13 protein-coding genes are annotated in these 13942 nt (G+C 52.0%); 4 read left to right on the forward strand and 9 right to left on the reverse strand.

The window, feature by feature from the left end; genetic code table 11:
- Positions 1–14: 14 nt before the first annotated feature.
- Positions 15–851 (reverse strand): 6-carboxytetrahydropterin synthase, encoded by an 837-nt coding sequence (locus OCU43_RS20230; RefSeq protein WP_091361600.1) that lies wholly within the window; start codon positions 849–851, stop codon positions 15–17.
- A 129-nt stretch (positions 852–980) separates the two neighbouring features.
- On the opposite strand from OCU43_RS20230, the gene rsuA reads away from it, so the two are divergent.
- The 3 genes from rsuA (at position 981) to OCU43_RS20245 (ending at position 3412) form a co-directional block, all read left to right on the forward strand.
- Positions 981–1670, forward strand: a complete 690-nt coding sequence (gene rsuA, locus OCU43_RS20235) for a 16S rRNA pseudouridine(516) synthase RsuA (protein ID WP_091361596.1) — start codon at positions 981–983, stop codon at positions 1668–1670.
- Positions 1670–2713, forward strand: a complete 1044-nt coding sequence (locus OCU43_RS20240) for a class I SAM-dependent methyltransferase (RefSeq protein WP_091361592.1) — start codon at positions 1670–1672, stop codon at positions 2711–2713. The genes rsuA and OCU43_RS20240 overlap by 1 nt, the downstream gene beginning before the upstream one ends.
- A gap of 81 nt (positions 2714–2794) precedes the next feature.
- Positions 2795–3412: a hypothetical protein gene (locus tag OCU43_RS20245; RefSeq protein WP_139203223.1), complete on the forward strand. Its 618-nt coding sequence runs from the start codon at positions 2795–2797 to the stop codon at positions 3410–3412.
- A gap of 460 nt (positions 3413–3872) precedes the next feature.
- Here OCU43_RS20245 and OCU43_RS20250 read toward each other — a convergent pair whose 3' ends face one another.
- Positions 3873–4412 carry a redoxin domain-containing protein gene (locus OCU43_RS20250; RefSeq protein ID WP_091361584.1) on the reverse strand — a complete coding sequence of 180 codons (540 nt, stop codon included), beginning with the start codon at positions 4410–4412 and terminating at the stop codon, positions 3873–3875.
- A 214-nt stretch (positions 4413–4626) separates the two neighbouring features.
- On the opposite strand from OCU43_RS20250, the gene OCU43_RS20255 reads away from it, so the two are divergent.
- A complete protein-coding gene (locus OCU43_RS20255; protein WP_091361580.1) occupies positions 4627–4974 on the forward strand; it encodes a hypothetical protein in 348 nt (115 codons plus the stop codon).
- A gap of 214 nt (positions 4975–5188) precedes the next feature.
- Here OCU43_RS20255 and OCU43_RS20260 read toward each other — a convergent pair whose 3' ends face one another.
- The 7 genes from OCU43_RS20260 to nusA all read right to left on the reverse strand — a co-directional run bounded on the left by OCU43_RS20260 (position 5189) and on the right by nusA (position 13912).
- The gene (locus OCU43_RS20260; RefSeq protein WP_091361576.1) at positions 5189–5644 is read right to left on the reverse strand and encodes a CreA family protein; all 456 of its coding nucleotides are present in this window, start codon (positions 5642–5644) and stop codon (positions 5189–5191) included.
- 95 nt (positions 5645–5739) lie between these two features.
- Positions 5740–7842, reverse strand: a complete 2103-nt coding sequence (gene pnp, locus OCU43_RS20265; protein ID WP_091361572.1) for a polyribonucleotide nucleotidyltransferase — start codon at positions 7840–7842, stop codon at positions 5740–5742.
- A 215-nt stretch (positions 7843–8057) separates the two neighbouring features.
- A complete protein-coding gene (gene rpsO, locus OCU43_RS20270; protein ID WP_091361726.1) occupies positions 8058–8327 on the reverse strand; it encodes a 30S ribosomal protein S15 in 270 nt (89 codons plus the stop codon).
- Between the two features lie 130 nt (positions 8328–8457).
- Positions 8458–9426 (reverse strand): tRNA pseudouridine(55) synthase TruB, encoded by a 969-nt coding sequence (gene truB / locus OCU43_RS20275; RefSeq protein ID WP_091361566.1) that lies wholly within the window; start codon positions 9424–9426, stop codon positions 8458–8460.
- A gap of 3 nt (positions 9427–9429) precedes the next feature.
- Positions 9430–9825, reverse strand: a complete 396-nt coding sequence (rbfA, locus tag OCU43_RS20280) for a 30S ribosome-binding factor RbfA (protein ID WP_091361562.1) — start codon at positions 9823–9825, stop codon at positions 9430–9432.
- A gap of 20 nt (positions 9826–9845) precedes the next feature.
- Positions 9846–12398, reverse strand: a complete 2553-nt coding sequence (infB, locus tag OCU43_RS20285; protein ID WP_091361557.1) for a translation initiation factor IF-2 — start codon at positions 12396–12398, stop codon at positions 9846–9848.
- A 23-nt stretch (positions 12399–12421) separates the two neighbouring features.
- Positions 12422–13912, reverse strand: a complete 1491-nt coding sequence (nusA, locus tag OCU43_RS20290) for a transcription termination factor NusA (protein WP_091361552.1) — start codon at positions 13910–13912, stop codon at positions 12422–12424.
- Positions 13913–13942 lie beyond the last annotated feature (30 nt).

A 13942-nucleotide genomic window follows, 5' to 3' on the forward strand; every position in this document is an offset into this window, starting at 1 on the left:
ACCTCCCACATCACTCAGGCGGTGGCAATGGCGCCCTTGCCGACCCCTTCAAAAGCTCTCACCATCACGTCACGATCAGGGTATTCCGCTTTTACCTGCCCCGCCAGATGACAGGCAATCTGCTCAACAGTCGTTTCCGTATCGATCAGATAACAATGCTCTGCCGGTAATCTGATCTCAAACTGGCCCTGCGGCGCATCATACTGATAGTGGTGCTCTGTGGAGGGTTCTGCCAGCAGGTGGCTGCGGGTACCGATATAGATATCATGAAAGATTTCAGCCCAGTGCTGCTCTACGCCGGTATCACGCTGACCATCAAGATATATCTCAATCCGCGAGCGATGTCCGTGGGCGATGCGCTGACAGTTGCCATCGTGCTGCTGCAAACCATGGCTGTAGTGATAGAAGGCGCCACTGATCGACTCAGGCACAAAACTGATCTCCAGCCCCTGCACCTCATCAGAAAACAGCGCCAGCAGCTGATCTTTACACCACTTAGCCAGACTGGTCTCCGTCACCTGTTCCAGATCCACCAGCACTATCGCCTGTTTGGGTGAACGGCAGAAAAACTCTCCGCCATCAGGGTACTGCCAGGTCACGGTTGTTTCCCCACCGGTCTGAATGGCTGACAGGTTAGCCATTGCGGTGGGCACCACTAAGCCATGGTCGATACAGTTATCAAACCACTGCTTTACCGCTTTTTTTACAATAGCGAAGTCACAGATCATACCCTGCTCATTCAGGTTGCCATCCAGCACCAGCTGGACCAGCCAGGACTCTCCCAGCAGACCTCTTTGCGGGTGCAGGTAAGAAAAGTCAACGTTGGTCAGGTTATCTACAAAAAGCTTCACAGGCAGTCACACGGTCAGTTTAAATTAGTCATTAGACGGGCGGCGTATATTAGCTGATTACCAGCTCTATTGCATTCCGGCTGCTACCGGTATACTAGCTGTTTTTTGATAACAGGCAGATGAAATTCGATGCGACTGGATAAATATCTGAGTCAGGCAACCGGTTTACCCCGCAGTCTTATTAAACGACAGATCAAATGCAAGAATGTCGAGGTCAACGGTCAGATCTGTCAGGATCACGGGTATAAAGTGAGCAGCGATGATGAGGTGTCACTTGAGGGCCGGGAAGTTTCACCTCCGGGCCCCAGATATCTGATGCTGAACAAACCGCAGGGCACCGTATGTGCTACTGAAGATGCAGAACACCCAACAGTGATCGATCTGCTGGAGCTGGACAACATCCGTGACCTTCACCCCGCCGGACGACTGGATATTGACACCACCGGGCTGGTACTGATCACCAACGATGGTCAGTGGTCACACCGGGTCACTTCGCCCCGACATCGTTGCGATAAAGTCTACCTTGTCACCACGGCAGACCCTATCACCGAGGACTACGTCGAAGCATTTGCCAATGGCATCCTGCTGCGCAATGAGGATAACCCCACCTTGCCAGCCACACTGGTAGTGCTTTCAGAGACTCAGGCCCGGGTGACCCTGCACGAAGGCCGCTACCATCAGGTTAAGCGGATGTTTGCCGCCATGGGCAATAAAGTCATCGCCCTGCACCGTGAACAGATCGGCACGATCATCCTGGATGCAGAACTGGAACCCGGCGAATTTCGTTTTCTCACCGAAGCAGAGGCCAACTCTTTCTGATGACTGACACCGCCTTCTCTCTGGTAAAACCCGAGCTGGACAGCGCCCACGGCATCGCACTATGGATTGCCGATGAAAACCTGCTGAATCAGACCAGCCGGGTTAACCCGACCGTTACCGTTATCAGCAACCGCTTTGATCTCTGCCAACAACTGCAAGAAGCCGGTTGGAACAGCCAGTTTTCTGACTTTGATTTCAGCCCCTATGAAAATCATAGCGTAGACAAAATTATCTACCGGATCTCGAAAGAAAAACCGGTAGTGCACCATGTGATCAACCAGGCGATCCGCATCCTCAAGCCCGGCGGCACTCTATGCATCTCCGGGTTGAAAAACGAAGGGATTAAAACCTATCTGGATAAGGCAAAAAAACTGTTTTCCGGACAGATGGAACAGTCCAAGTCAGACAAAAATACCTGGATGGGTGTGCTGACGTCACCGGGAGTCCCTGATACAGAATTGCTCGAAGATCAGGATTACACCCGCCTTCGAGAAGTGGCGGCTGACGAAAATTTCAGTTATATCAGCAAACCCGGGGTCTACGGCTGGAATAAGATCGACAAAGGCAGCGCTTTTCTGGTCGCCGAACTACCCCGCTTTATCGAACGACTACCAGGCCCACCGCAAACCGCCCTTGATCTGGGCTGCGGCTATGGTTATCTGTCGCTGAACTGTGCCCCTACAGGCTGCCGGATCACTGCCACCGATAACAACGCCGGCGCCCTGCAGGCCTGCAAGGAAAACTTTAAGCAGCAGGGAATCGATGCCGAGGTCATTGCGGCCGATTGTGCAGAGGAAATTGTGGCGCGATTCCCACTGATCGTTTGCAACCCCCCGTTCCATCAGGGCTTCGGTATCGAGGGTGACATGACCGACCGGTTTCTGGAGGCTGCCCGTAAACATCTGCAGACTGATGGTGTCGCCTGTTTTGTGGTAAACCTGCACATTCCCCTTGAACGAAAAGCCCAAAAGCGGTTCTCAATCGTAGAAACAATCGCCGATAATGGCAGTTTTAAGCTGATATTACTGGCCCAACCGAAATAAGAGATGAGTTAAAAACACAGCATGGTCTCCACCTACCTTAAACAAACCTGGTTTTTCTTCCGCGCCAATATGCAACCGATAATGCGTATACAGCTGCCGTTTATCATTTTGATAACCCTGATCAGCATGAGCGCGATGCAATCGGTCGATCCGGAAAACCCGGAGTTAAACAACTCAGTCCTGATGTTCTATCTGGCCAGCCTGATCTTCCTGCCCCTCTATGCGGGCGCCACCATCGCCTACCTGGAGTCAGTGGTCAGTAATGCTCCGATCAGCACTACTGCAGCCCTGAAAATCGGCCTCCAGCGCTGGGGATCACTGTTTATCACCAAACTGCTAGGCGCCTTCGCTATCGCCATTGGCCTGCTGCTGTTTTTTATTCCTGGAGTGTTTGTCCTGATCCGTCTGGGCTTCGCTGAATATCACAGCATTATCGAACGATCGGCTCCGGCTGATGCCCTCAAAAACAGCTGGCAGGACACCTCCGACTACTTCTGGCCGCTGCTTAACGGACTGGCTTTTCTGTTTGTCGTGCTGCTGGGCGGCAACCTGTTAATCGAAACCCTGCTACAGGCTATGGGCATCGATTCACTGATCATCCGCGCCCTGTTTGATATCGTCTTCGGTTTTCTTAACTGTCTTTACACGATTTATGGATTCAGACTGTACTGCGTTATGCGGGAAAAACAAAGTGGCTAGAACGTGACTTCGTCACTTGCTAGTGGTTAGACGGGAAGCTTCGCTTCCCTTGCTAGAAAAAGCGTAAAACATTGAATCTCGATAAATATATGTGCTCATAGGGAACTCCTTCGAAACTTACATTAAGGCCGAAAACAACCAGTCAACTGTATATAGCTACGAGCCCTTAATAACTCAATTATATTCAGACTATTCTGATGCCCTTTTATACTCTGGAAACTATCTTAAAGCCTGGTATCAAAAAGGAATCTATTAACAGCTCGAAAGTGACGCCGTCACGTATAACTTTGCTGTTGGGATTCGGGCCTCATCCCAACCTACTTCTGATAACCGGTTTATAATTGCACAGAACCAAGCTTACCACGCAGATTGTCATACACTAGTTAAGAAGGCCTTTTCTAGCCACGAGCAGGCGCGAAGCGCCGTTCTGGCTACTGCTTTTAAGCGAAGCGACGTCTAACTACTCACGAAGTAATTCGCGAATATCTTTTTCGATCGCCCTTGCCTGCGTCGACCCCGCATGCGTCTCACCGATATAGATGGAACGCACCCGGCCCTGCTTATCGATCAGATAGAAGGTCGGCCAGTATTTGTTACCCATCATCTGCCAGTAGGTAAAGTTATTATCCATCATCACCGGGTGATGCAGCTCAAACTCATCGATTTTAGCCTTCACATTAGCCCTGACACGCTCATGGGGGAATTCCGGGGTATGAACACCAATGACAGTAAACGCCTCGTCAGCAAGTGTCTGCTCAAGCTCATGCATCCAGGGAAAAGAGCGATAACAGTTCCAGCAATCAAAGGTCCAGAAATCCAGCATCACCACTTTTCCCCGCAGCGCCTTCAGCGAGAGCGGCGGACTGTTAAACCAGCTATCGGCATCGGTCTGGCTAAACTCAGGAGCAGGCAAAGGGGTATCCAACTTCCCAGCGTATACACTGAAGCTTACACTCAGGCTTAAAAAAGCCAGCAAAAACGTCCGGCCAATCCCATTCATATTCTACTCCCGTTTTAATTAAGACCTGTGCCACACCTTCAAGTTCATCATCGCCCCCCTGCTGTGCCACTCCAGTCTAGAGCAAAAGGTATAAAGCGTTGCCCCATGACTTCGCTGATAACTCTTCAGATGAGAAACCTGTAAAAAACTGTTGCATTCTCAGCCGGAACAAACATAATGAGAATCATTATCATTTAAATATGGAGATGTATTGATGAATGTTCTCAGAATAGATGCCTGGATGGAACGCCGCGAACCTGTTATCAAATTGCACAGTGGCCTGTCTGAAAATCTGATCGCTGAGTGGCGCGGCAGTGCCGTGTGCGAGTTGATCGAGCAGGGGATTGTCACCTGCGGTGAGCTCTTTTCAACTGATCGCAGAGTGCAGCAACAAGCAGCCCATGAACTGCTGCTCAACGCCTGTGCAAACTCACTCTGTCGCAGCAACGGCCCGCAATGTTTCACCTGCATTACCGGTCGCCTGTTGCAGGCGCTGGCACACAGTGACAACCAGGAGCAGCCTTCCATTGCAGGTCTGACACTATACCAATCCGCAAGCTAATATTATTTAGTCGATGAGTAACTAACTCGTGGCTGCCATGTTATCCCCAGATCCCCCAGAACAAGCCTGTGCATAACGTTGGGACAACTAGCTTGAGCACCATCAATGCTGGGCTTCGGGGTAGCGGATAATAAATACTCAACGCAAAAAACTGAATAAAGAACGCTTTTCTAGCACGGCGAGAAGCGCCGTCTGGCAAGTGACGCCATCACGTCTAGCGACTGCTGTTATAGGCCTGTGTCCCCCATAACGGCACCGTCGACAAGCTGTGCTTAAAGCTGCCGTTGGTCTCTTTGGTGGAGTAAGACAGATACATCAGTGTCTGTGATTCAGGATCAAAGATGCGTCGGACCTTCATGGTCTTAAAGAATACACTTTTCGACTTCCGAAACACGATTTCACCATCTTTGGAGCGGTCGATAGCAGCGATCATCTCTGGCGTTATCGGCCCGGTCTGACGGCAGGCGATCGAAGAATCACTGGGGTCGGAGAAATCCAGATCCGCTTCAATACTGGCGATATGGCAGGTGACTCCAGTGACCACCGGATCTACCAGCACATTCAGCTTAATATCTTTCGTGGTCAGTAATCCCAGTGAGACATCCCCTACTTCATCGCCACCACAACCGGCCAGTAGCAGGGTTAATATAACAGCGGTGATCGCTTTCATCTTCAATCCTCTATGAAATTCCAGTCAATTGAAACTGGGGCTATAAACAAAAAAGCCCTGCATCAGCAGGGCTTTTTTAACCGCGGAACAGAATCTTATTCTACAGACTCATCCTGCTCCAGATCACGCATGGTCAGCTTGATACGACCACGAGGATCAACTTCCATCACTTTAACTTTAACCACATCATCCATCTTGATGTAGTCGGTGACTTTCTCGATACGCTTGTTAGCGATCTGAGAGATGTGAACCAGACCATCTTTACCCGGCAGGATGTTAACGAATGCGCCGAACTCTTCCAGACGTACCACTTTACCTTCGTAGATCTTGCCGACTTCAGCTTCTGCAGTGATCTCGCGAACCTTATCAACAGCCGCTTTCGCGGCAGCTTTATCAGCTGCGTAGATACGGACAGTACCGTTATCTTCGATATCGATAGTGGCTCCGGTCTCTTCGGTCAGCGCACGGATGGTTGCACCACCTTTACCAATAACGTCACGGATCTTCTCTGGGTTGATCTCCAGCAGCGTCATCGCTGGCGCGTTGTCAGGCAGCTCTGGACGAGCATAACCGATCACTTTAGCCATCTCTTTCAGAATGTGAGCACGTGCTTCATACGCCTGCTCCAGAGCGATCTCCATGATCTCTTCAGTGATACCGGTGATCTTGATATCCATCTGCAGCGCAGTAACACCCGCTTCAGTACCGGCCACTTTAAAGTCCATGTCGCCCAGGTGATCTTCGTCACCGAGGATATCGGTCAGGACAGCGAAACGCTCGCCCTCTTTAACCAGACCCATCGCGATACCGGCAACGGGCGCTTTCAGAGGTACACCCGCATCCATCATCGACAGAGACGCACCACAAACAGACGCCATAGAGCTTGAACCGTTGGATTCAGTGATCTCAGACACGATACGGATGGTGTATGGGAACTCTTCCTGGGTTGGCAGAACCGCAGCAACACTGCGACGCGCCAGACGGCCATGACCGATCTCACGACGACCGGTTGCCCCCATACGACCCGCTTCACCAACAGAGTATGGAGGGAAGTTATAGTGCAGCATGAACGGATCACGACGCTCACCTTCGATCGCATCGATGATCTGGGAATCACGGGCAGTACCCAGTGTACAGGTAGCGATCGCCTGAGTTTCACCCCGGGTAAAGAGTGCAGAACCGTGAGTACCGCTCAGTACATCAATCTCTACGTCGATACCACGGACAGTCTTGCTGTCACGGCCATCGATACGTGGCTGACCATCAAGAATACGACCCCGGACAATCTCTTTCTCCAGTGATTTGAAGATACCGGACACTTCACCGGCAGAAGGCTGACCCTCTTCACCACACAGAGCCTCGACCGCTTTATCACGGGCCGCATTCAGAGCGTTCTGACGCTCCATCTTGTCAGCTGTCAGGTAAGCGTTGTTGATATCTTCGCCTACCACACCACGAACCTGTTCAATCAGGGCTTCGTTCTTCGCTTCAGGGGTGTATTCCCAACGTGGCTTACCCGCTTCAGCAACCAGCTCGTTGATTGCATTGATAGCAACCTGCATCTGCTGGTGACCAAATACAACCGCACCCAGCATCTCATCTTCAGACAGTTCCTGAGCTTCAGATTCAACCATCAGCACTGCATCAGAGGTACCGGCAACCACCATGTCCAGCATAGAGCCTTCCAGCTCTTCGTAGGTTGGGTTGAGCATGTAACCCGCTTCTTCAGTGTAACCCACACGGGCCCCACCGATTGGCCCCTGGAACGGAATACCTGAAACAGCCAGGGCTGCAGAGGTACCGATCATGGCAGCGATATCAGGATCGTTGATCTTATCCGCAGACATAACAGTACAGATAACCTGTACTTCATTCATGTAACCCTTAGGGAACAGTGGACGGATAGGACGGTCAATCAGACGGGAGGTCAGCGTTTCTTTCTCAGATGGACGCGCTTCACGTTTGAAGAAACCACCCGGGATACGGCCGACTGAATAGTACTTTTCCTGGTAGTGAACAGACAGTGGGAAGAAGTCCTGACCTTCGCGGGCAGATTTAGCCCCCACCACCGTACACAGTACCTGTACGCCAGCCATAGTCACCAGTACAGCACCGCTCGCCTGACGGGCAACCCGACCGGTTTCGAGGGTCACTTCATGTTTACCGTATTGGAATGTCTTTGTAATTGCTTGTGGCACGATACAATTCCTTATCTTTATGCAAAACAAAAAAATGTCTGTGCGACGTCACACCGGCCTCTTTATAGCCAGTACTCTGCTGGGCTCTCCGTCACTAAAGAACGCACCAGAGTACAGGCTGGTTGGTGTAAAACGTTGTACAGACGCATATAGAGATCGCTTTTCAGCCGATCTTAAAGCACCGGGGCCATCATAGATGGCCCCGGAACATTATCTTAGCGACGCAGGCCGAGACGCTTGATCAGATCAGCGTAACGAGTTACATCTTTCTTCTTCAGGTAATCCAGCAGCTTACGACGCTGGTTTACCATGCGGATCAGACCGCGACGAGAATGGTGGTCATGAATGTGACCTTTGAAGTGAGACTGCAGACCAACGATGTTGTGGGTCAGCAGAGCAACCTGTACTTCAGGTGAACCAGTGTCGCCTTCGCCACGAGCGTACTCAGCAACGATCTCAGCTTTCTTTTCAACAGATAATGCCATTTTAATAACTCCAAAAATAATATGCACACCACAGCATCTGTGTGGTGGATTAATAGTCGCGTTGTACCGAGCATATTTTCAGTTCAACGTCATATTGTCAGTGTCGCCTGAGCCACACTCACAAATTCAATTAACTTTCCTGAGTACTCATCAGCCGCCGGGGTAACAAAGTCCCCTCAGCATCGATCTCACCAATACCCAGAAAGCGTCCGCTGTCCCCATCAAGCAAACGTACCAGCGGCTGTGCCGGGTTCGCGCCATCCGATGTGTCCAGCACCACCGTCTGTCCAAAACAGAGGGTGCGGGTCTGCTGCCCGGTCAGAATAACCTCAGGGGTATCTGCTACCGGACTCCAGGGCGGCAATAATAACTCATCCAGACGCGTTTGTATGCGTTCCGGAGTCGCCTCACTGCCCATTTCTTCCACCAGTTGTTCGAGATCAGCCAACGGCATCATACTCGCCGCTTTATAGGGGCCGGAATCGAGACGGCGAAGCATTTTAACATGCGCGCCGCAGCCCAGCATCTCGCCCATATCCTGAACGATGGAACGGATGTAGGTGCCTTTGCTGCAGCGGATATCCAGATCCACTTCATCGCCGCGAAAATCCAGCAAATCGATACTGAAAACCGTCACCTGACGACTTTTCACCTCGACCTGAATCCCCTGACGCGCCAGTTTATAGAGCGGCTGACCATTATGCTTGAGCGCCGAAAACATCGAAGGCACCTGAGTGATCTGGCCGGTAAACTCGCGCTGCAACAGCTCATCAACCTGCTCTGCCGTCAGCTTTTCCGGTACTGGCCGCTCTTCAACGACCTCCCCATCGGCATCACTGGTATCGGTTCGCTGCCCCAGTTTAGCCGTCGTGACGTACCGCTTATCAGCATCCAGCAGGAACTGGGAAAACTTGGTCGCTTCGCCGAAACAAAGTGGCAGCATCCCGGTTGCCAGTGGATCCAGCGCACCGGTATGGCCCGCCTTAGCGGCCCCATAGATCCGTTTTACTATTTGTAGCGCCCGGTTTGACGACATTCCACCCGGTTTATCGAGCAGAAAAATACCGTTGACCGGCCGGCCTTTTGCCCGCCTTGCCAAAGGTTACTCCCCGTCGTCCTGACCGTGTTTGCTGTCCGCCCGTGAGGCCTGAATAATCAGGTCATTGAGGCGACGGCCCCGGTCAACACTCTCATCAAAATGGAAGCGCAGTTGCGGCATCACCCGCAGTTTGATCTTGCTGGACAGTTGTCCACGCAGGAAGCCCGCAGCGTTATTCAGAACCTTAAGGGATTCCTTCACCGCCGTAGCTTCATCTTTTCCCCCCATCGCCATCACGGTGATATAGATATCAGCGTAGCCAAGATCCTTGGCAATCTTTACGTAGCTGATAGTCACCATCCCCAGGCGGGGGTCTTTAATTTCACGCTGGATCAGCTGTGCCAGGTCCTTCTGGACCTGGTCAGATATCCGTTGTGTACGACTGAATTCTCTTGCCATAATTGTCTGTTAATTCACTCTTACAACGTACGCGCAACTTCAATGGTGTCGAAGACTTCGATCTGATCGCCGACCTTCACATCATTGTAGTTCTTAACACCGATACCGCACTCCATGCCCTGACGGACTTCAGCCACGTTATCTTTAAAGCGACGCAGAGACTCCAGCTCACCTTCATAGATAACCACGTTTTCACGCAGTACCCGGATACGCTTGTTACGGAAGACTGAACCTTCAGTGACCATACAGCCCGCTACTGCACCGATCTTAGGTGCACGGAAGACATCACGTACCTCTGCGATACCAACTATCTGTTCCTTAAACTCTGGAGACAGCAGACCGGTCATCGCTTGTTTAACATCATCGATGATATCGTAGATAACGCTGTAGTAACGCAGTTCCAGATCTTCACGCTCGACGATAGCCCGCGCCTGTGCATCCGCACGGACGTTAAAGCCGATCATGATCGCACTGGACGCTACCGCCAGGTTGGCATCGGTTTCAGCAATACCACCGACACCGCCGGAAACGACATTGACTTTAACTTCGTCGGTGCTCAGATCCGTCAGCGAGCTGGTCAGCGCTTCCAGAGAACCACGAACGTCCGCTTTTATGATGATGTTCAGTGTCTTAACATCACCGGCCTGCATATTTTCGAACAGGTTCTCAAGTTTGGCCTGCTGCTGACGCTGCAGTTTCACTTCGCGGTATTTACCCTGACGGAATAAGGCAACTTCACGGGCCTTCTTCTCGTTAGAGACCACGGTGAACTCGTCACCCGCTCCTGGTGTACCATCCAGTCCCAGAATCTCAACCGGGATAGACGGGCCCGCTTCTTTAACGGGCTTACCATTCTCATCCAGCATCGCCCGAACACGGCCATACTGCAGACCAGCCAGCACGATATCACCCTGTCTCAGGGTTCCGTTCTGCACCAGCAGAGTGGCAACCGGACCACGCCCTTTATCCAGACGGGATTCAACAACAACACCACGTCCAGGCGCTTCAGGGATCGCTTTAAGCTCCAGAATCTCAGCCTGCAGCAGAACCGCATCCAGAAGTGCATCGATACCTTCACCGGTTTTAGCTGAGACGTTAACAAACTGAACATCACCGCCCCACTCTTCCGGCAGGACATCACGCTGGGCCAGTTCATTCTTGACCCGCTCGGGATCGGCATCCTCTTTATCGATCTTGTTGACCGCAATAACCAGAGGCACTCCTGCCGCTTTAGCGTGATTCACCGCTTCTTCAGTCTGTGGCATCACACCATCATCTGCAGCAACCACCAGAATAACGATATCGGTCAACTGAGCACCACGGGCACGCATTGCGGTAAAGGCGGCGTGTCCCGGTGTATCCAGGAAGCTCACCATACCGTGACCGGTTTCAACGTGATACGCACCGATATGCTGGGTAATGCCTCCGGACTCACCGGCAGCCACCCGGGTTTCACGAATATAGTCAAGTAACGATGTTTTACCATGGTCAACGTGACCCATTACCGTCACGACCGGCGCACGCTCAACCTGCTCACCGGCAATCTCTTCTGCAGCACCGGCACTTTCGATCAGTTGATCTTCAACGGTATTTTCCTGCATCGCAACAGCGGTGTGCCCCATCTCCTCAACCACCAGGGTTGCGGTGTCCTGATCGATCACGGAGTTGATGGTCGCCATCGCCCCCATTTTGAACATGACCTTGATCAGGTCGGCCGCTTTGACTGACATTTTCTTCGCCAGTTCAGCCACGGTAATCGATTCCGGAATCGCCACTTCATGAATCACCGGGGCGGTTGGCCGCTCAAACGCCTGAACGTTGGAACTGGTCATACCCCGCTGAGCAGGCTTGCCGCCACCTCGACGGTTGCCACCATCACGGCCACCCGGCTTACGGGATAAGCGCTTGTTATCACCGCCTTTGCGGCCCGCAGCAGGCTTATCCTGGCTACGGAAATTCTTTTCCCGGGTCTGTTTACGATCCTGCTTGGGTGCAGCTGTCGCAGGCTCAACATCTGCCACCGCAGGAGCCGCGGTTTTTACCGCAGCAGGCTTAGCCATTGTCGGTTTAGACACCGCGGGTTTAGCTTCAGACTGCTTCTCTGCCGCATCACGCTCCGCTTTGGCTTTCGCCTCGGCTTCAGCCTTCAGGCGTGCCTCTTCACGCTGTTTCTCCTGCGCGGCCTGCAGCTCGGCATCCCGACGAGCCTGCTCTTCCAGCTCAGCCTGAAGATTCTTACCTTTAACTTCTGCTACCGGAGTCTCTTCAACATCAGCACGTTTGACATAGGTACGCTTCTTACGCACTTCAACATTGATCGTTTTCTTACCCGCCGCACCGGACACTTTGATCTGGCTGGTTGTTTTGCGTTTCAGGGTAATCTTCTTAGGCTCGCTATCGGATTTTTCACCGTGGCTGCGCTTAAGGTGGTTCAGCAGTTTCTGACGCTCATCTTCGGTAACTGAAGCGGCTTCATTTTTGCCTGCAATACCTGCTTCTTTCATCTGCGTTAACAGACGATCAACGGGAACGCCAACTACTTCGGCAAGTTGTTTTACTGTGACTTCTGCCATCTGGGTTTATCTCCTCCGTTGACTTATTCTTCGTCCGCAAACCATGGGGCGCGCGCAGTCATAATCAGCGCTGCTGCCTTTTCACTATCCAGCTCTTCAATCTCAAGCAGGTCTTCAACCGCCTGCTCAGCCAGATCTTCCATGGTCACGATACCTTTACTGGCCAGAACAAAGGCCAGATGACGCTCCATACCTTCCATCTCCAGCAGATCCTGAGCCGGCTCAGAATTTTCAAGAGCCTCCTCATTCGCCAGTGCCAGATTCAGCAGAGCATCTTTCGCGCGATTGCGCAGTTCATCAACAATCTCTTCATCGAAACCATCGATTTCGAGCATCTCATCAGCGGGAACGTAGGCGACCTCTTCCAGCGAGGTGAAGCCTTCATCTACCAGGATGCCCGCAATATCATCATCAACATCCAGGTGCTTAATAAACAGCTCCAGGATTGAACCGGTTTCAGATTGCTGTTTTTCTGCAGCCTCATCTTCGGTCATGACGTTCAGTTTCCAGCCGGTCAGCTCTGACGCCAGGCGAACGTTCTGACCGCTGCGGCCAATCGCCATCGGCAGATTCTCTTCAGCGACAGCAACATCCATTGAGCGGGAATCTTCATCCACAACAATAGAAGCCACCTCTGCCGGAGACATCGCGTTTATCACCAACTGTGCCGGATTATCATCCCAGAGGATGATGTCTACACGCTCGCCGCTCAGTTCGTTAGAAACGGCCTGAACACGAGCACCACGCATGCCTACACAGGCACCCACCGGATCGATACGTCCATCATTCGTTTTAACGGCAATCTTGGCACGCGAACCCGGGTCACGGGACGCTGCACGAATCTCGATCACCTCTTCAGAGATCTCAGGTACTTCGATACGGAACAGTTCGATCAGCATCTCAGGACAGCTGCGGCTCATCGCCAGCTGTGGACCACGTCCTTCGGTGCGAATCTCATTCAGCACTGCCCGCACCCGGTCACCCATACGGTAGGTTTCCCGTGGTAGCAACTGATCCCGCGGCAGAACAGCTTCTGCGTTGTTACCCAGGTCAACAATAATGTTGTCCCGTGTCACTTTCTTTACGGTACCCGAGATAAGCTCACCCAGACGGCTGCTGTATTGTGCAACAACCTTAGCGCGCTCCGCTTCACGTACCTTCTGCACAATAACCTGCTTAGCAGTCTGCGCAGCAATGCGGCCGAACTTAACCGACTCGACCTCTTCTTCGTAGATATCGCCAGGCTGCAGGCTTGCATCGATCTCTTCCGCCTCCTGCATGGTCAGCTCAGTGCCCAGCAGAGGCACACCTTCGTTGCTCACCACAGCCCAGCGCCGGAATGTCTGGTAATCACCGGTTGCACGGTCAATGACTACACGGATATCCGCTTCTTCGTCGTAGCGTTTTTTGGTCGCTGTTGCCAGCGCCAGTTCAATCGCCTCGAAGATCACCTCTTTAGAAACATCTTTCTCGTTAGATACTGCTTCTGCAACCAGTAGAATTTCTTTATTCATACAACTGCCCCAACCTCAAAATTCAATTCT

The sequence above is a fragment of the Amphritea atlantica genome (assembly GCF_024347255.1).
GTDB classification, from domain to species: Bacteria; Pseudomonadota; Gammaproteobacteria; order Pseudomonadales; family Balneatricaceae; genus Amphritea; species Amphritea atlantica.